General features: G+C 47.8%; 17 protein-coding genes and 1 other annotated feature. Of the genes, 3 read left to right on the forward strand and 14 right to left on the reverse strand.

Going from position 1 to position 17,642, the window contains the following annotated elements; genetic code table 11:
- Positions 1–67: 67 nt before the first annotated feature.
- The 11 genes from DESLBE_RS09070 to DESLBE_RS09120 all read right to left on the reverse strand — a co-directional run bounded on the left by DESLBE_RS09070 (position 68) and on the right by DESLBE_RS09120 (position 11,734).
- Complete coding sequence (locus DESLBE_RS09070) at positions 68–1,660, reverse strand: ATP-binding cassette domain-containing protein (RefSeq protein ID WP_144676352.1); 1,593 nt, start codon at positions 1,658–1,660, stop codon at positions 68–70.
- 68 nt (positions 1,661–1,728) lie between these two features.
- A complete protein-coding gene (locus DESLBE_RS09075) occupies positions 1,729–2,340 on the reverse strand; it encodes a hypothetical protein (RefSeq protein ID WP_005812540.1) in 612 nt (203 codons plus the stop codon).
- A gap of 81 nt (positions 2,341–2,421) precedes the next feature.
- Positions 2,422–2,814, reverse strand: coding sequence for a YbaN family protein (locus tag DESLBE_RS09080; protein ID WP_005812538.1), 393 nt, complete (start codon positions 2,812–2,814; stop codon positions 2,422–2,424).
- Between the two features lie 218 nt (positions 2,815–3,032).
- A complete protein-coding gene (locus DESLBE_RS09085; protein WP_144676354.1) occupies positions 3,033–3,944 on the reverse strand; it encodes a hypothetical protein in 912 nt (303 codons plus the stop codon).
- Positions 3,945–4,195: 251 nt separating this feature from the next.
- Positions 4,196–5,326, reverse strand: coding sequence for a carboxynorspermidine decarboxylase (gene nspC, locus DESLBE_RS09090; RefSeq protein ID WP_144676356.1), 1,131 nt, complete (start codon positions 5,324–5,326; stop codon positions 4,196–4,198).
- A 4-nt stretch (positions 5,327–5,330) separates the two neighbouring features.
- Positions 5,331–6,536 (reverse strand): saccharopine dehydrogenase family protein, encoded by a 1,206-nt coding sequence (locus DESLBE_RS09095; protein ID WP_011461406.1) that lies wholly within the window; start codon positions 6,534–6,536, stop codon positions 5,331–5,333.
- Between the two features lie 72 nt (positions 6,537–6,608).
- Positions 6,609–7,424 carry a prolipoprotein diacylglyceryl transferase gene (gene lgt / locus DESLBE_RS09100; RefSeq protein WP_005812530.1) on the reverse strand — a complete coding sequence of 272 codons (816 nt, stop codon included), beginning with the start codon at positions 7,422–7,424 and terminating at the stop codon, positions 6,609–6,611.
- A 77-nt stretch (positions 7,425–7,501) separates the two neighbouring features.
- Positions 7,502–8,362, reverse strand: a complete 861-nt coding sequence (locus DESLBE_RS09105) for an alpha/beta hydrolase (protein ID WP_144676358.1) — start codon at positions 8,360–8,362, stop codon at positions 7,502–7,504.
- Between the two features lie 222 nt (positions 8,363–8,584).
- On the reverse strand, positions 8,585–9,778 hold the full coding sequence (locus DESLBE_RS09110) for an ABC transporter permease (protein ID WP_005812525.1): 1,194 nt from the start codon (positions 9,776–9,778) through the stop codon (positions 8,585–8,587).
- Positions 9,775–10,509 (reverse strand): ABC transporter ATP-binding protein, encoded by a 735-nt coding sequence (locus DESLBE_RS09115; RefSeq protein ID WP_144676360.1) that lies wholly within the window; start codon positions 10,507–10,509, stop codon positions 9,775–9,777. The genes DESLBE_RS09110 and DESLBE_RS09115 overlap by 4 nt, the downstream gene beginning before the upstream one ends.
- Entirely contained in the window at positions 10,493–11,734 is a 1,242-nt protein-coding gene (locus DESLBE_RS09120; RefSeq protein ID WP_018213546.1) for an efflux RND transporter periplasmic adaptor subunit, read from the reverse strand. The genes DESLBE_RS09115 and DESLBE_RS09120 overlap by 17 nt, the downstream gene beginning before the upstream one ends.
- 266 nt (positions 11,735–12,000) lie before the next feature.
- Between DESLBE_RS09120 and nagB the strand changes: the two genes are divergently transcribed.
- Entirely contained in the window at positions 12,001–12,816 is an 816-nt protein-coding gene (gene nagB, locus DESLBE_RS09125) for a glucosamine-6-phosphate deaminase (protein ID WP_018213547.1), read from the forward strand.
- Positions 12,817–12,828: 12 nt separating this feature from the next.
- Here the strand turns inward: nagB and DESLBE_RS09130 are convergent, their stop codons facing one another.
- Positions 12,829–13,785, reverse strand: a complete 957-nt coding sequence (locus DESLBE_RS09130) for a hypothetical protein (protein ID WP_242830601.1) — start codon at positions 13,783–13,785, stop codon at positions 12,829–12,831.
- A gap of 116 nt (positions 13,786–13,901) precedes the next feature.
- Between DESLBE_RS09130 and DESLBE_RS09135 the strand changes: the two genes are divergently transcribed.
- Positions 13,902–14,048: a small, acid-soluble spore protein, alpha/beta type gene (locus DESLBE_RS09135; protein ID WP_005812514.1), complete on the forward strand. Its 147-nt coding sequence runs from the start codon at positions 13,902–13,904 to the stop codon at positions 14,046–14,048.
- 63 nt (positions 14,049–14,111) lie between these two features.
- On the opposite strand, the gene DESLBE_RS27415 is transcribed toward DESLBE_RS09135, so the two are convergent.
- Positions 14,112–14,816, reverse strand: a complete 705-nt coding sequence (locus DESLBE_RS27415; protein ID WP_144676362.1) for a DUF5655 domain-containing protein — start codon at positions 14,814–14,816, stop codon at positions 14,112–14,114.
- 216 nt (positions 14,817–15,032) lie between these two features.
- Positions 15,033–15,289: a binding site (T-box leader), on the forward strand.
- 52 nt (positions 15,290–15,341) lie between these two features.
- On the opposite strand from DESLBE_RS27415, the gene tyrS reads away from it, so the two are divergent.
- Positions 15,342–16,574 carry a tyrosine--tRNA ligase gene (gene tyrS, locus DESLBE_RS09145; RefSeq protein ID WP_018304984.1) on the forward strand — a complete coding sequence of 411 codons (1,233 nt, stop codon included), beginning with the start codon at positions 15,342–15,344 and terminating at the stop codon, positions 16,572–16,574.
- On the opposite strand, the gene DESLBE_RS09150 is transcribed toward tyrS, so the two are convergent.
- Entirely contained in the window at positions 16,528–17,541 is a 1,014-nt protein-coding gene (locus DESLBE_RS09150) for a radical SAM protein (RefSeq protein ID WP_015943504.1), read from the reverse strand. The genes tyrS and DESLBE_RS09150 overlap by 47 nt on opposite strands.
- Positions 17,542–17,642 lie beyond the last annotated feature (101 nt).

A 17,642-nucleotide genomic window follows, 5' to 3' on the forward strand; every position in this document is an offset into this window, starting at 1 on the left:
GATGGCTGACATTGAGGAAGCAAAAAGGAATGCCGCCGGCATTCCTAATCTGTCTTTATCCCCTTCATTATCCGATAGCCAGGTTATCCAGAAACTCATCATAGGTCAACCGAACATCGAGCATCTCTTCAGGAGTGATCTGAATAATGCGGTTGGCAATGGTCTGGATGAATTGATGGTCATGGGAGGTAAAGATAATATTGCTTTTATAATCCGTCAGCCCATTGTTCAGGGCTGTGATGGATTCCAGATCCAAGTGATTGGTGGGCTGGTCCAAAAGCAGCACATTGGCCTGACTCAGCATCATTTTAGCCAGCATGCACCTGACCCGCTCGCCGCCGGAAAGGACTTTAAGGGATTTCAGGGCTTCTTCCCCGGAAAAGAGCATCTTGCCCAGAAAACCACGGACATAGGTGTCGGTTTTATCCGCGGAAAACTGCCGCAGCCAATCCACCAGGCTCAAGTCCACATCCTGAAAATACTCTGTGTTATCCTTGGGGAAATAGGCCTTGGTAATGGTGACGCCCCATTTATAGCTGCCGCTGTCCGGCTCCATTTCTCCGGCCAGTATCTGGAGCAGAGCGGTATAGGCCCCTTCATTGGTGCCTACCAAAGCGACTTTATCCCCTTTGCTCAGAATAAAGCTGACATTATCCAAGACCTTAACTCCATCGATGGTTTTGCTCAAACCTTCTACCGTCAGGATATCATTGCCCACTTCCCGCTCCGGTTTAAAGCCTACATAGGGATATTTGCGGTTGGAAGGTTCAATATCTTCGATATTCAGCTTATCCAGCATCTTTTTCCGGGAAGTGGCCTGTTTGGATTTGGAGGCATTGGCGCTGAAGCGGGCAATAAACTCCTTAAGCTGTTTGGCCTTTTCTTCTTTCTTTTTGTTAAGATCCCGGGTCATTTGCAGGGCTAACTGACTGGATTCATACCAAAAATCATAATTGCCCACATAAAGCTTGATCTTGCCAAAGTCCACATCCGCCATATGGGTACAAATCTTATTGAGAAAGTGCCTGTCATGGGAAACGACGATGACCGTTCCCTCAAATTCGATCAAAAACTCCTCCAGCCAGCGGATGGATTGGATATCCAAATGGTTGGTGGGCTCGTCCAAAATGAGGATGCCGGGATTGCCGAAAAGAGCCTGAGCCAAAAGCACCTTAATCTTTTCCACACCGGTCAGTTCAGACATAGCCTTCTCATGCAGCTCTGTGCCGATGCCCAGGCCTTGTAAAAGAGTCGAGGCTTCGGACTCCGCTTCCCAGCCGTTCATCTCTCCGAATTCATGCTCCAGCTCCGCAGCCTTGATTCCGTCCTCATCTGTAAAATCAGCTTTCCCGTAGAGGACTTCCTTCTCCTTCATGATGGCATAAAGCCGCTGGTTGCCCATAATGACCGTATCTAAAACCGTATACTGATCATACTGGTAATGATCCTGCTTGAGCATCGATAGCCGGACTCCCGGCGCGATGGTCACATCTCCGGAGTTCGGCTCAACTTCTCCCGAAAGAATTTTGAGAAAAGTGCTTTTTCCGGCACCGTTAGCGCCAATCACGCCATAACAATTACCTGGCGTGAATTTCAAAGAGACATCTTCAAAGAGCTTCCGCCCGCCATATCTTAAGCTCACGTTATTAACACTAATCAATTTATGCCCGCCTTTATGATCTTTATTTTTGTATTTGCATACATCATAAGAGTATAGCACAAATACGATCATAATGCATTAATCTTAAGCCCTCTTCTCCCCACCTCATTGGCATACAGATCGATGGTTGTCCGGGGTTTCACTGCTTTCAGGTCACCTTGATAGATGATCCGGCCTTCGGCATGGAGCAGGTTTTGCGGCCTTACCAGGTTTCTGGGTATCTGTAAATCCATAACACCGCTTTCCTTTAAGACATAGTACACAAATTCCGAACACATAAAGCGATCCTCACTGGACAAGGGCTTATCCCATATACTATCCCAAAGGCCCCGGTAATTATATTTATAACGATCACTATGCGCAATAAAGTGATCCAACACTTCTTTCACTTTGTCATACTGCTGCTTGGTTACCTCGACTTCAACAATAGCGCCGGGTAAATTCTCACAGAAGCCATAAACCCCTTCATGGATATCTTCCCTTCTGAACCGCCCGATAAAAGGGTTATAAGGATTCCTTCTGCCAAAACTGTACATATGATTCAGATCGCTGTCCAGGGACAGCGCCGCATGGGTATAGTCGTCTTTCTTCAACAGATGAATAAGCCTGGACAGAACGGTAGTGGTGCGGGTCAATACGATATATAAATAATATGTTTGCATAATGAGTTCTTCCTCCATGAATTTAAATTAAATGACATGCTTAATTATGACACAGAGAATTAAAGAACTCCTAAAGAAAATCTTAAAAAATGATTAATTTTATTCATTGGCTCTTTCATCTTTTTTTAATGTAGTGATATGAAAAGTAAAATAATAGTATTTAAAGATAAACATGCCGGCGATCAGAACTCTGGCCAAAATACTGTTAGTGAAAACAAAAGCGAGGAGAAGCATGGCTGACGCGAAGGCCAGTATGCTTGCTTTCGTTTTAAAGGTCATGGAGCGGGTGCTGACAAAACTCTCCAGATGGTTTTTATACAACTCTGTTCCTAAAAACCAAGTGTTGAATTTTTCTGAACCCCTGGCAAAGAAAAAGGCTGCGGCCAGGAGAAAGGGTGTGGTTGGCAGCAGAGGCAAAAGGACACCGACAGCACCCAGTCCGAAACACAGCAATCCCAAGCCTATACACATATATTTTTTGATCACCTTCATCACTCCCGCTCTTTAAAACTAAGCACACAGGAGACATCCCTTAACTGGTATGAGGAATGATGCCGGCATCATTCCTCATAAAAAATTAATTGATCTTTCTTTTTCTTCTTCAGCTAAGCACTTGACGGAAATTTTTGAGCAGCCGCAAGTTAGCAACAGCTAACTTGTATGATCACAATATACTATGGATGACCATTTGTCAATGTTTTTTTCACATCCTAGTTCACCTTATCATACTGAGGCGCATAGAGAATCTTTCCCTCATTGTCCATAATAATAACCTCACCCATCCACATCCATTCATCGCCGCGAACAGGTTCAGCATGTTCATCCAAAGTGAATTTATCTAAAATCACCTTATGAATCAAGCCAAAGCTATCTGTTGCCAGGGCTGCCAGGGTTAAGGTTTGGCCTGCGGAAAGGGTAATTTTTTCGTCAATCTCAGTCCCTAGACCACCAGAATTCAAAGCCTTTTCGGAAACAATACTGCCATCCACATCCACAACAAAGCGTGCTTTCTCTATGGTATTATTTTGTACCGGCGTTACCACCATGCTCAAGTTCCCTTTGCTGCGATACTCACCGGATGATTCAGCAGGTGTCTTTCTATAGATCGTTCCGCTTTCACGCTCAAATCTTGCCTGGACAGCCGGCAGCACCCTGGCGCGCAGGTCCTCCCATACCTCCAATTTTTCGGTTCTCTCCGTGCCGTCATCTGCTATGACCACCTTAGCATCAATGGTATCAAAAATATTTACCGGGAGGGTGCCGGAAAAGCTGGTTCCGCTTCTGGCCATTTCCGTACTTTGACCTGATACATATAAGGTGGCAAGAGTCTCCGCCTTCGTTTCCTTAGGTGAGATGTTAAAGGTTACGGGGACAGTGAGACTGTCTCGGTCAAAAGTTCCCAATGCATAATCATAGCTATCGATAATGCTTGCCTGGCGTTTCAGCATCGAATCGATATTGGCGTAAATACTGTTGATCTGGCTTGACTGGGCAGATGTCATATCCATAAGTTGATTCCGTGTATTTTGGAGTTCATCCTGCAGATCTCCGATCCGGACCAGGGTCACCACCTGTAAAAGGATGAGTATGGAAATTATAATCGGGACTATGTTTTTTTTCATTACTTACCTCCGTTGTTACGCTTGTAAACTCTGCCCCTCTATAATTCGACTCACCTTAGCGTCTCTCCTTCCTGTTTCAATACTACTCAGAAAAAGGGCCGAAAGCTGATTCTCCAGGATTTTGGGTCTGTGCAGTGCGGCTACGCAATCCGATTCGCGTTTTTCATCCTCTACCAGTGCCGCCTAAAAAGATAGCAAAAGGCCTGCCGCCCTACGTATGCAACGTTTGGCGACAGGCCCTTCAGCTCCAGCTAAGATAATCGGTTTTTGAAATCCTCATAGCCAAAACGGCGCACCATTTTAAAGCCTTCTTCTTCATTATAGAGCATAATATTGGGCAAATTTACCCCGTTGAACATATTATTCTTGACCATGGTGTAATGAGCCATATCGCAGAAGATAAGCTTGTCCCCCGGCTTTAAGGGTTCGGCAAAGGAATAGTCGCCGATCACATCCCCGGCCAGGCAGGTATTGCCGCCCAACCGATAGGTGTAGGGATGTTCCCCCGGCTCCCCTCCATTGATAATCGCCGGACGATAGGGCATCTCCAGGACATCGGGCATATGGCAGGCCGCCGAAGCGTCAAGCAGGGCGATCTTCATTCCATTATCCACGATATCCAGCACCTTGGTGACTAGGAACCCTGTATTTAAGGCGATGGCCTCTCCTGGCTCCAGATAGATCTCCACCCCGTATTTTTCCCGTAAATAAAGGATACAGCGGACCAGGGTCTCAATATCATAATCAGGGCGGGTAATATGATGGCCGCCGCCCAGATTCAGCCATTTCATCTTCCGGAGATGTTCACCGAATTTCTCTTCCACCACTTTAAGGGTGCGTTCCAAGGTATCCGAGTTCTGTTCACATAGGGTATGGAAATGCAGTCCATCAATTCCCTCAAGTTCTTCAGGCCTGAAATTGGCCAGGGTCACTCCCAGCCGGGAATTCTGATAGCAGGGGTTATAGATATCCGTGGCAATCTCCGAATACTCAGGATTAACCCGAATTCCACATTCAATGTGGCCAGGATGGTTTTTCACCTTATCTTTGAATTTGCGCCACTGATCAAAGGAGTTAAACACCATATGATCACAATACCCCAGCAGCTCGTCAAACTCCTCTTCGATATAGGCCGGTGAGTAGACATGAACTTCCTTGCCCATCTCTGCAACGCCAAGTCGCGCCTCAAACAAGGAGCTGGCGGCGATACCCTTCAGGTATTGGCCCACCAAAGGAAACACAGCATGCATGGAAAATCCTTTCAAGGCCAGCAGGATCTTGCACCCTGTCCGCTCTTGAACAGATTGCAAAATCTCCAGATTTCTCCTGAGCAGGTTTTCATCCACCACATAACTGGGTGTGGGTAGTTCTTTTATATTCATGACTTTATTCCTCATCCAATAATGTGGGGGCAAAATCTTCCCGCCAAGGCAATCCGTACTTATTCAGGTCTGCCATAAAGGGATCGGGATCAAACTCTTCAACATTATAAACGCCGGGCTTCTGCCATTTTCCTTCCATAATCAACTTAGCGCCGATCATGGCCGGTACCCCGGTGGTATAGGAGATAGCCTGAGAGCCCACTTCAGCATAGCATTCCTGGTGATCGCAGATATTGTAGACATAATAGGTGCGGGGCTGACCATCCTTGACTCCTTGGATAATGCAGCCGATATTGGTTTTGCCCTTGGTTCGCGGTCCCAGGGAGGCCGGATCAGGCAGGACAGCCTTGAGGAAATGGAGGGGAATGATTTGCTGACCCTCAAACTCAATAGGTTCGATGGAGGTCATGCCCACATTTTCCAGAACCTTTAAATGGTTGAGATAATTATCGGAGAAGGTCATCCAGAAACGGATCTGTTTGATTCCCTTAATATTCTGTGCTAAAGATTCCAGCTCTTCATGATAGAGCAGGTAGATATTCTTGGGCCCAATCTCCTCAAGATCATAGACCTTCTTCACGGACAGGGGATCGGTTTCAATCCATTCTCCCTCTTTATAGTAACGACCCTTGGCGGTGATTTCCCGAATATTGATCTCCGGGTTGAAATTAGTGGCGAAAGGATAACCATGATCCCCGCCATTGGCATCGACAATATCGATGGTATGAATCTCATCAAAATAGTGCTTTTGGGCATAGGCGCAGAAAACACCGGTTACCCCGGGATCAAAACCGCTTCCCAATAAAGCCGTTAATCCGGCTTGGGCAAATTTTTCCCGGTAGGCCCATTGCCATTTGTATTCAAACTTCGGCACATTGGGGGGTTCATAGTTGGCAGTGTCCACATAATGAACGCCGGTGGCCAGACAGGCCTCCATAATGGTCAGGTCCTGATAAGGAAGGGCCACGTTGATCACCAGCTCCGGTTGAAACTCCTTAATGAGTTGGATGACTTCTTCTGTCTGATCGGCATCAACCTGAGCGACCCTGACTTTAGTCCGGCTGCCGGTTAATTTATCTCGAATATCCTCGCATTTTTTCAGCGTCCGGCTCGCAATGCAAATTTCCTCAAACACCTCAGGAACTTGACAGCATTTGTGGGCGACCACATTGGCCACACCGCCGGCCCCAATAATCAAGGCTTTTCCCATGTTAAGACCTCCCATTTCAAATAAATTCACAAAGATGATTATAATGAATGTCGAAGAGTTTATCAACAAGAATTATCCATTGCTGTCCATCAGATATTTCCCTTCATAGTCCAAATGCTCTTTAAACAATCTTTTGCGGAAAACGAACATCAGAATGCCCACAGTAATCAGGATTAAGGATAAAGCTTGGGATACCCGCAACCCGGGAATCAGGTAAAGACTGTCCGTGCGCAGCCCTTCAATCCAAAACCGTCCCAGCCCATACCCGATGAAATAGGTGGCCAACAGCTGCCCGGTAAATTTCGTTCTCTTGCGAAAATAGATGAGCACAGCAAAAACAGCCAGATTCCACATGCTTTCATAGAAAAAAGTGGCTTGGTGCCATTCCCCTAACCGGTCGATCAACACAGCATAGGGAAAAAACTGCAGGTTAGGATTGGTGACCAGGTTGCCGAAAGCCTCCTGGTTCATAAAATTCCCCCAACGGCCAATGGCTTGTCCTAAAATTAAACTGGGCACCACCATATCGATCAGCCTAAACAAAGGAAAGCCATTTCTTTTGGCAAAGATCAACGCCCCGATAAAGCCGCCGATCACACCGCCGTAAATAGCCAAGCCGCCTTCGCGGATGGCAAAGATGCGCATGGGATCATCGGCGTAGTTGGCCCATTCAAAGATGACATAATAAGCCCTGGCCCCGATGATTGCCAAGGGCAGAACGATGATTAAAAAATCGAAGATCATATCCCCTTTTAATCCCTGCCGCTCTGCTTCCCGGCTGGCTAACCATACTCCCAGGATAATGCCGAAGGCAATAATTGCCCCATACCAGGCAATGTTCAAACCTTCAATACCAAAGAGATTTTGAACTAAAAAACGATCGGTCATGTGGTGCTCACCTTTCTATGCTTCTTTAAGTCCTTCTCAAAGTGTACCACAACACTATTTGTCATACAAACAGTTGTTCAGAGGTTTTGTCCCGCAATAAAATCCCCCACTACTCTGGCAAACTCCTCGGGGCGCTCTTTCTGGGGCCAGTGCCGGCAGCCTTCCATAATATGCAGTTGGCAATTGGGGATCAGCTTGCTGGCCGCCAAAGCGTCTTTGAGGGGCACCGCCTTATCCTTGCTGCCATGGATCAGAAGGGTTGGCACGGCTATTTCCGAGAGGCGGCTATACAAATCCGTGTGCAAACCGGTCCTGGTGATTTCGCTTCTTTGAAAGGAGATAAAGGGTTTCCCGGCCTCAGGCTCCAGCATCCCATCCCGGACCTCTTCCACCAAAGCCTCGGTGACCTTTGACTTATCTCCGAATAAGTTGTAGGCCAGGGACCAACGAACAATAGCGGGGTACTTGCCGGTCCATTGGTATAAATTGTCGTTTAATTTCGAGCGGGTGTACCAATGAGTCAAACGGTGATAGGGAAGCTTGGGAAACAGCCCCCAGGCGTCGACAGGTATCAATAAGCGGATCAGCCCAGGATAGTTAAGGGCCATATTCAAACTAATGCCACCGCCCAGAGAAAGCCCCACCAGCACCACCGGCGGGCATTGGAATGCTTCGATAATCCCTTTCACTGTTTCAGTGTAGAACTCAAGGGTGTATTCACCGTCAATGGAGTCGCTGCCGCCATAACCGGGCAAATCGGGAGCAATCACCCTATAGTTTTCTCCCAAGAGCCGTATAACCTCAGCCCAGGACATCATGGCTGAATCCACTCCGGCGCCATGTAACAGGACAATCGTTGCCGCGCCATTTCCGGCATCAAAGCATTGTATGTTTATGCCCTGCACAGTAATCATCTTCTTATTAATATCAACAGCCATTATGCTCAACCCCCTCCATTCTATTCTTTCTTAATCATTCCCCTTTTATTATTAAAGAAAGCCCGGCTGTAGCTGAGCCTCTGGGGAAAGCGGCTGCCTAGCTGCCCTTATGCTTAGAAAGTATAGTGTGCAAGTTTTTTACTTTTTACATAGTGAGAAATCCCCTGCCGGTTTAATCTCCGCAGGGGATTTTGCTGCTTATTCTATATCTGCATTAACACATTACTCATAACGCAAAGCTTCAACAGGACTCATCTTAGCGGCTTTGCGGGCCGGGTAAAGGCCGAAGAAAAGCCCGATGGTCGTGGAAAAGCCAAAAGCAATCACAATCGTGAGGGGGGAGATGGCCGGCGGAATCTTCGCCAAGCCCGCGGCCAGGACACCGCCGCCGATGCCAAGCAAAGCACCGATGGCCCCGCCTATGGAACAGATGACCACTGCCTCAATGAGAAATTGGATCATAATATCCTTATATCTGGCTCCTAAAGCCTTGCGGATGCCGATCTCCCTTGTCCGCTCAGTCACTGAGACCAGCATGATATTCATGACCCCGATCCCCCCTACCAAGAGGGAGATCGCAGCGACAGAGCCGATTACCAGCTGCAAGATGGTCATAATGGTGTCAATCTGTTCCACATCCTGCTGCAGGCTATAGGCATAATACCGATCCTCCGCATGATGACGGCTGTTCAGGATCTTTTTGGCCTGGTTCATAGCGCTGTCGGTTTTATCCTTGCTCACGGCACTGCCTTCCACATAAGGAACATAATCGATATTAACCATGGTCCGCAAAGCGGAGTAGGGAATATACAGGGATGAACGCTGATTCGGCCCGCCCATCAGGAAACTGTCATCCCGCTGGGTTATGCCAATGACCGTATAGGAGGCGCCAAAGATCGTGATTTGCTTTTTCAGAGCTTCTCCCCGGCCGAACAGGTCTTCTGCCAGCTTGCTGTCGATGACCGCTACCCTCCGGCCTCCCTTTTCATCTTCTTCGGACAGGAACCGGCCTTTTTCCAGCTGAATATTTCTGATCTGCTTGTACTCAGGCCAAACCCCATAAGCATAGACCTGTTTGCTCTTTCTTTCATATTGGGCCGAAAAAGACCATGAATCAGCCGGGGAAATGTATTGAATATCGGTGGCTACATTGCGGATGACCTCTAAATCCTGAACGGTCATCATATCAGCTTCGGTAAGAGAAGATTGTTCATCACTGCGGGGATAGACACAAAACAAATTGGTGCCCATCTTCTCCAGAGAAGACATAATCGCCGCCTGGCCCACCTGCCCGATGGCCACTACGGTAATGACGGCCGCTACCCCGATAATAATGCCGAGCATGGTCAGGGCCGAGCGCATTTTGTTGGCTCTGATCCCTTCGAAAGCAACCTGAATGCATTCTTTTAAATTCATACCGGGTCCTCCTCAGCAGGGAGTCCGGCCAGAATGTCTCTGGCCTGAACCGGCTCTTGCACCCCTTCATCTTCCCTGAGCAGACCATCCCGGAATTTAAGGATTCTCTGGGTATGCCGGGCGATTTCCGGTTCGTGGGTGACCAGGACGATGGTAGCCCCTTGCTGATGAAGCTCCTGAAAGATCGCCATCACTTCTTCTCCCGAGCGGGTGTCGAGATTGCCGGTGGGTTCATCGGCCATGATGATGGCCGGATTATTGACCAAAGCCCGGGCAATGGCTACCCGCTGTCTCTGCCCCCCCGATATTTCTGTAGGGCGATGAGCCGCCCACTTCAGCAGCCCCACTTTTTCCAGGGCATTGTAAGCTTTCTCTTTTCTTTCCTTTTCCGCAATTCCCGCATAAATCATCGGCAGCTCAACATTGCGCAAGCAGGATATTCTCGGCAAGAGATTAAAGGTCTGGAAGACAAAGCCGATTTTAAGGTTGCGGACCTTGGCCAGATCTTGCTCCTCCATATGGGAAACATCCAGTCCATCCAGGATATACTGCCCGGCGGTGGGCGTGTCCAGGCACCCTAAAATATTCATCAATGTGGATTTCCCTGAACCTGAAGGGCCCATAATCGCCACAAAACTGCCGGCCGCGATATGGAAGGTAACCCCTTTCAAGGCCGTTACGGCAATTTTCTCCGTATGGTAGACCTTAACTAAGTCAGTTGCTTTGAGCATTAACGATCACCTGCACTCCGTCCTTGATTTGTCCATCGGGGTTCAGAATGACCTTTTCTCCCACTTGAAGACCCGCGACAATTTCCATGAACAGCTCATTGCTTAAGCCTGTCTGCACTTCTTTTTCGGTCACTATCCCATCCTGTCCCACGACATAGACCAGTTTCTGACCTTCACCCTCAATGACTGCTTCCAAAGGAACTAACAACGCTTGTTCCTTTTGCTGGAGGATGACTTTAAGATTAACATTAAAACCGGGTTTTAAGGGAGATTCTCCTTCAGTAGCCGGCACATTAATCCTGATTTTCACTTGGGTTTGCTCACCTTGAGAGGTTGCCACCACCTCGGCTGTAGGAGCAATGGCTTCAATACTGCCGAGCAGGGGTTCCTTAAGCAGGGCGCTGTTGGTTATTTCCACCTGATCTCCTACCTTGAGCAGGGCGGCGTCCACTTCATTGATACCTGTTTCAATCAAAAGCTGAGCCGGATTACCGATTTGCGCCAGGATCGTTCCAATCTCCGCTTCCTGGCCAGCCTTGACCGGTAAATTCAAAACGATCCCCTCGTAAGGGCTATGTAGTGTCGCTTTCTGCAATTTTTCCTGGGCTTTCCGGTAGAGCACTTCAGCTTGCTCGAGCTGAGCTTTGAGCAGAGGCAAATTGGCCTCTTGCTCCACCACTAATTTTTCTTTGGTCTCAGTCACCTTTTGCTCGGCCTGCTCCAATTCCTTAAGGCTGGCCGCGCCGCTTTCCATAAGAATCTTCGTATTGTCATAATCCTTTTGCGCCAGATCATAAGCTTGCTGAAGAAGTCTGATATTCGATTCACTATTGATTATTTTGGCCCGGAGCTCCTTGCCTTCCAGCTCCTTTTGGGATGCTTCCACATTCAGGTTGCCGGTATCCATCATCAAAATAATCTGGCCTTTAGCTACTTTGTCCCCAGGCTTGACCAGGATCTCCTGAACCGTGGTTTTGGTTTCAGCCCTGAATTCAGCCAGGTCTTTCACTTCCAATTTGCCGCTGGCAAAAACATTTTGTTCGAAGTTGCCTTGAACCACTTCCGCCGCACTTACGGGGATCAAGCCGGCTTGCCGGTTCAAAACCTGGGAAGCAATCAGCACCCCGGCGAGCAAAATAATGACGACGATTAGTTTCTTGCGGTGTCTCCGCAAAAACGAACCCCTTCCATGAACATTGTTTGAAATACTGGTATCTGGTTGCATAATCTCCTCCTGATTATTATAAAATTATTTCTTTGCATAAATTACCAAGATATCAATAGGTTCATTATAACAGTAATTTACCAGCAAACTTATAAAGAAACTATTAATTTTTCCATAAAAACTATGATTTTCCTGATGATCTGCTAAGACTTTTGCCTTTTTTTAAAAATGATTTTAATACCAAGAGTATTTATCTTTGCATAGACTTTTAGTAAAATAAATAAGTATCTTCAATCCTAATTATTAGAGTGAGCTGGGAGAAAAACATGGATATTATTATCAGAGAAAATTATGAACATATGAGCCAATATGCCGCAGACATTATTGCGGGTTATGTTCGGTCCAAGCCGGATTGTGTGCTGGGACTGGCCACGGGAAGCACTCCCATCGGCATTTATCGGGAGCTGATCAGAAAACATCGGGAAGAAGGCCTTGACTTTTCCCAAGTCAAAACCTTTAATCTGGATGAATACCTGGGGACCGGAATGGATTTGGAGAAGCCTTATCCACTCGATCAAAGCTATGCCCGCTTCATGCACGAAGAGCTGTTAAAACATATTAATGTCAAAAAAGAAAATATCCACATACCTGATGGCTTAAGCAAAGAACCAAAAAGGTTCTGCCAGTGGTATGAGGACGAAATCAAAAAAGCCGGGGGTATCGATCTGCAGCTTTTAGGACTTGGCGGAGACGGCCATTGGGGTTTCAATGAACCCGGTTCATCTCTCAGTTCCAGAACCCGGGTCGTAGTCTTGACACAGCATACCCTGGATGATAACTATGAAGCCTTTTACAAGAAAGCCGGTATCGAGCGCAGCCAGATGCCTCATTTTGCCATCACTATGGGCATCGGAACCATCCTGGAAGCCAGGAATATTTTAATGATCGTCAATGGCGCTAAAAAAGCCGGCATGGTCGCCCAATGCTTAGAAGGTCCCGTGACCTCTCAGGTTACCGCATCGGCTATCCAGCTGCACAGCGGCGAAATCACCGTGGTGCTTGATGAAGGAGCAGCTTCCCAATTAACAAACTCTGTTCATTACAGACATACCGAAAACATTAAATGTGCGTATGGGCTGTGAGAATTTTAAGTTTCAAAAGAACTCTTCTCTTTCATCGGTGGTATAAAAAAGCTGTCTCATTTCTTGATCATTGATTGAATCTCTACAGGCCAGGAGCCGTTTCCTGGCCTGTTCTCTTTCCAGAGAAGCCCTGGCTTTTAGATCCTCTAACACCTCAGGTATCCCGCCCTCGACCAGCCTTCTTTTGACCTCGGCAAACAGAGCCTGGTTCCCGCACAAGAATTGCCCTTCCTCCAGAACCTTGGCCGCCACCATGGATTCAAATCCGACAAATTCCAACTGTCTCTCCACTGTGGCAAGATCCTTGATCACATAATCGATTTCCTCTTTATAACCGGGATGTTTAAGCAAATAAAATTTCCAATCATAGATGGCGGAGTCCAGCTCTTTGATCCTCTCTTCCGGCAAGTCTTGATAAACAATCACGATATCCAGATCAGAGCCATTGACCAATTTCCCTGTGGAAAATTCAGGCCTTGGTTCAAGATGAGCCATGTCATAGGCCACGTCACCCGCAATAATAAAGCAGGTTTTTTCTTGAATACCTTGCGGATCCGGCTGAGCTGCTATGATCTTTTCCATAATATCCTTCGCCAGCGCCAATTTATCTTTGCTGATCTTGATGATGGATTGATGGAGCTCTTCCGCCTTGATCCGGGCTTCCTCAGACTGTTCCTTCAAACTAAGCACTGTGTAATTGTAAAATTCTCTGATGATCGAAGGAGAAAGCCGGGCAAAGCCTTCCACATGTTTGTCCAGCCTGAGATACTTGGTGCCAATGGTTTTCGTGACAATATCAGCGCATTGATTGCACTCCTCCCAAAGATCAAAAAGATTCATGACAGTTTTTTCGTGGATTTCTTTACCTGTGAGGGGTCCATGAACTTCAAGCAAATGAATAAGCTTCTCCATACGCAAAATCCTTTCAATGATAATCCAAGGCCTTCCCACCGGGTTTTTCAATGTCATTCCTCTTCACAGTCCATAAATTTCCTGATTATTTGTCCTGAAATCGGGTAAATTAGAATCAGTGATTCAAGCCTCAAAAAACCTAAACTACTAAACATCTTGGGAGGTAATCAATCATGGCAAAGTACAATTTACCTGTAGACAAAAACACGGTAGCAACCCAATTTAACGTCACTTTAGGTCCGGATGCCACTTCCCGTCAAAACGGTTCCGTTGGTGGAGAAATGGTTCGTCGTACATTTGAAAGCTTTGGCAAACGATAAATAACTGCCGCTAAAGGCCAGCAAACGCTGGCCTTTAGTATGTTTACGCTCTCTTAAAATCCTTTATTCCACTTCCCCCGCCCTGAAGCGGGTGATTTCTGCGATCAAAGCATAGGGCATGGGTTCGGACAGTGGAAATTGGATCGCGCCCTTGGAGGTTTTATAACCTCTCAGCTGATCAGCAAAGGCACGGACTCCGCTCTCACCCGGATAAAATCCGATATGATGTTTCGCCACAGCAAAATGGACAAGATTCTCTTTCTGCCGGAAGGTCGGCATCTGCCAGCTTATCTTCTCTGCAGCCTCCGGGGCGGCCTTGCGGATGGTCTGCCTGATTTGTTCCAGTATCTCCTGCAGCTCAGGGGGGAAGAGGGCGATATATTCATCAATGGTTGTAAAGACGGGTTTTTCCGAAGGGGTCTTCGACGGACGGTTGGACTTGGTAAGATGGTAAGCCTCGGCAATACCCTCCACCAAGGCCGGGAACTGACCATTGTCCACAATCTGAAAATAATGGGCCACCCGGTTTTTCGATGTCTGCACTACTTTATCCGGCTGCCATTCATCATGGCGGACAGGGGCAGCAAAAGCGACCACCAGGCCATCCTTTTTGGCACTCACTTCGGCAAAGGCCGAGCTATGCCGCCAGAGTACGGCACTTGCGGTCTCATGTTCTTCAAATGGTCCTAATTTTTCCACAGCCATGCTGCGAAGCTCTTCATACAGCGGCTGCCACTTGGCGCGGACACCGGAAAAAACCTCATTCACCTCTTGATCATCTCCCCTATTTCAGTTTAACCCTTTTCAGCCTAGCATAACACTCTCCTGCCTTCTGAGCAACTTTCTCAGACGCTTGAAGGAACCGACCTTTGAATTGGTGCATGAACTGACACTTGACAATTCTCCCTTGCTTCACTACAATAGACCCTAATTTAATATCTCCAATCAAGATTTGCAGAGCTTTCTGCATTTCGGAGTAGCAAAACAAAAGCTGTGATAAGAACAAGTAATAACCCGTACCGCAAACAGAAAGTTGCCGGCTGATGAGAGGCGCTTGGCAGGCTGGTTATGAATACCTCTTTGAGCTTCACACCGAACATCTTTCAGTAGGCTGTGACGGTTTCCTGCACACGTTATAGTGCTAGAGTATACCCATATCCATGGCGTACTCGAAGAGGCGGGCAATGGGAATTGTTCGTAAAGGTAAGGTGGTAACACGGGAGCATACTCTCGTCCTTCTGGCAATGAAGGACGGGAGTTTTTTGTTTTTATTTTAATCAAGGAGGAGTCACTATGCAAACAATAGCAGAACAATTTCAGATCATTACCAAAGGAGTCAGTATGCTGGTCAATGCTGAGGAACTGAAAAACAAACTGGCGGAATCCCATAAAAACCGCCGCCCTCTGGTCATCAAGCTGGGGCTTGATCCCAGCGCACCGGATATTCATCTGGGCCATGCCGTAGTGCTGCGCAAAATTAAGCAGCTGCAGGATCTGGGTCACGAAGCGGTGATCGTGATCGGCGATTTTACCGGCAAGATCGGTGATCCATCCGGCAAAGCCAAGGGCCGCACAGCCCTTTCCGATGAACAGGTTAAGGAAAATGCCCGCACCTATTTCGAGCAGATCTTCAAGGTGCTGGATAAGGAAAAAACCACGGTCCGTTATAATAGTGAATGGCTCAGCAAACTGAATTTCGAGGATGTTCTCAAGCTTGCCGCCACCACTACGGTGGCCCGGATGCTGGAACGGGACGATTTCCAAAAGCGGTTCAGCGGCAATGTCCCCATCGGCATCCATGAGTTCTTCTACCCTTTAATGCAGGCCTATGATTCAGTCGCTCTGCAAACAGATATAGAGCTGGGCGGCACCGACCAGACCTTTAACATCCTCATGGGCAGGACGTTGCAAAAGGCCATGGGGCAGCCCCAACAGATCGCCATGTTTATGCCGCTTTTAGAAGGGCTGGACGGCGTGGAAAAAATGAGCAAGAGCCTGGGGAACTATATCGGAGTCTATGAGCCTGCCCCGGTGATGTTTAAAAAGGTCATGGAAGTCCCCGATCCCTTGATTCTGAAATACTTTGAACTGGCCACTGATGAACACCCGGACCGCATCGAAGCCTTCCGGGTAGAGCTGGCCCAGGGTAAAAATCCCCGGGATGTCAAATATGCTTTGGCCGAGATCATCACCCGGCTGTATCACACAGAACAGGATGTCATGACTGCCAAAGCATATTATGAGGCCGCCTTCAGCAAGAAGGCCATCCCCGCTCAGCTCCCCTTGCTGCCCATCAAGGCCCGAAGCCGGCTGATTGAGCTTGTTCCCCTCCTCGTCCAAAGCGGCTTTACCGCCAGCAATGGGGAATTCAGACGTCTGGTTCAACAAGGGGGCGTCCAGCTCAATCAGCAGAAAATCAGTGATCTGGACCGGGTCTTAGCCGATGGAGATGTCTTGAAAATCGGTAAAAAATGTTTTGTTAAAATTGTGACTGAAGGGCCCGGTAATCCGGCATCTCACAAGTAACCTCCAGATTCATGCCCTCCAGGACCCTGGCCACCTGTTGGCGCTTATCGACCACATAGGCTCCTTCCCCGATGGCATAGACATCCACATCCGGAGTCGCCGGGGGTTCCTTTCTGGTGATGGATACGCCGAGCAGTTGGCTGCCCCCTCCCGCCAGATACCACAGGGGTATATCATCATTGCTGTTGCCTGCCGCCAAACTGATCTCCAGATTGGGCAGAATCAGGCGGGCCATCGCCGTGATCAGAGCAGTATCCCAGGGTGAGCAGCGGGACCTGTCCTTATAAAGAGTTCCCGGAAAAGGCATAAAACGGGATAAACGCAGCTGATAGAGTTTTTTAAACTGCTGCAAATAGAACAAATGCTCAATTCTCTCCTGATCGGTTTCCCCCAGTCCCAGGAGCATCATGGAGCGGCTGGGCATATCCGCCTCTTCACAATGGTGCAGCAATTCACGGCGCCGTTCCAGACTATCACCGGGCTTGGCCCTGGCAAAGATCGCCGGCGTGTTGCACTCCAGGGAGCTGGTAACGCTGTCGATGCCCAGTTTCTTTAACTCCAGAACGGTTTCTTGCCGAAAAGACGGTCCCAGATTGATTTCCAGCTTTAAGCCTGAACGGGTTTTAATGGCTTGCACAAGCTCCAGCAGCTGTTCGTCATACCCTTCGTCCAGATCCGTTCCGCCGCTGATATGGAACTGCTGAATCCCCAAACTTTCAATGAGTTCCAGACCTGTCAGCAAAACATCGGTGGGAAACAGCTTTTCTGTATAATAAGTGCAATAGGAGCAACGGGGCTTGACCAGGCAAGGGAAAATACCGCCTGAGCCTGAAGACCACCATAAGCGTTTACCAAAAACTTTGTCTCTGACTTCTGCCGCCTGGGCAAATAAATCATAGGCTTTATCCGGATTCCGGGCACTTTGCAAAATGAGCAAAGCCTGCTCACTGGTTAAATTCGGATACATGTCACTCCCTCTTTTCCATAGGATTATCCGCTGTAGAATTGTCCCGCTGTATTGAATTGTAGCTCTGCGTAAACGTACAGCGTCAACGCAGAGCTACTGGG

Source organism: Desulfitobacterium sp. LBE (assembly GCF_007830365.1).
GTDB classification, from domain to species: domain Bacteria; phylum Bacillota; class Desulfitobacteriia; order Desulfitobacteriales; family Desulfitobacteriaceae; genus Desulfitobacterium; species Desulfitobacterium hafniense.

Coding starts and splice junctions, on each gene's coding strand:
- nspC (WP_144676356.1), bottom strand. CDS start 5,326: ATGAATATAAAAGAACTACCCACACCCAGTTATGTGGTGGATGAAAAC.
- DESLBE_RS09150 (WP_015943504.1), bottom strand. CDS start 17,541: ATGTATCCGAATTTAACCAGTGAGCAGGCTTTGCTCATTTTGCAAAGT.
- DESLBE_RS09130 (WP_242830601.1), bottom strand. CDS start 13,785: ATGACATTGAAAAACCCGGTGGGAAGGCCTTGGATTATCATTGAAAGG.
- DESLBE_RS09135 (WP_005812514.1), top strand. CDS start 13,902: ATGGCAAAGTACAATTTACCTGTAGACAAAAACACGGTAGCAACCCAA.
- DESLBE_RS09110 (WP_005812525.1), bottom strand. CDS start 9,778: ATGAATTTAAAAGAATGCATTCAGGTTGCTTTCGAAGGGATCAGAGCC.
- nagB (WP_018213547.1), top strand. CDS start 12,001: ATGGATATTATTATCAGAGAAAATTATGAACATATGAGCCAATATGCC.
- DESLBE_RS09095 (WP_011461406.1), bottom strand. CDS start 6,536: ATGGGAAAAGCCTTGATTATTGGGGCCGGCGGTGTGGCCAATGTGGTC.
- lgt (WP_005812530.1), bottom strand. CDS start 7,424: ATGACCGATCGTTTTTTAGTTCAAAATCTCTTTGGTATTGAAGGTTTG.
- DESLBE_RS09080 (WP_005812538.1), bottom strand. CDS start 2,814: ATGAAGGTGATCAAAAAATATATGTGTATAGGCTTGGGATTGCTGTGT.
- DESLBE_RS09120 (WP_018213546.1), bottom strand. CDS start 11,734: ATGCAACCAGATACCAGTATTTCAAACAATGTTCATGGAAGGGGTTCG.
- DESLBE_RS09115 (WP_144676360.1), bottom strand. CDS start 10,509: ATGCTCAAAGCAACTGACTTAGTTAAGGTCTACCATACGGAGAAAATT.
- DESLBE_RS09075 (WP_005812540.1), bottom strand. CDS start 2,340: ATGGAGGAAGAACTCATTATGCAAACATATTATTTATATATCGTATTG.
- DESLBE_RS09085 (WP_144676354.1), bottom strand. CDS start 3,944: ATGAAAAAAAACATAGTCCCGATTATAATTTCCATACTCATCCTTTTA.
- tyrS (WP_018304984.1), top strand. CDS start 15,342: ATGCAAACAATAGCAGAACAATTTCAGATCATTACCAAAGGAGTCAGT.
- DESLBE_RS09105 (WP_144676358.1), bottom strand. CDS start 8,362: ATGGCTGTTGATATTAATAAGAAGATGATTACTGTGCAGGGCATAAAC.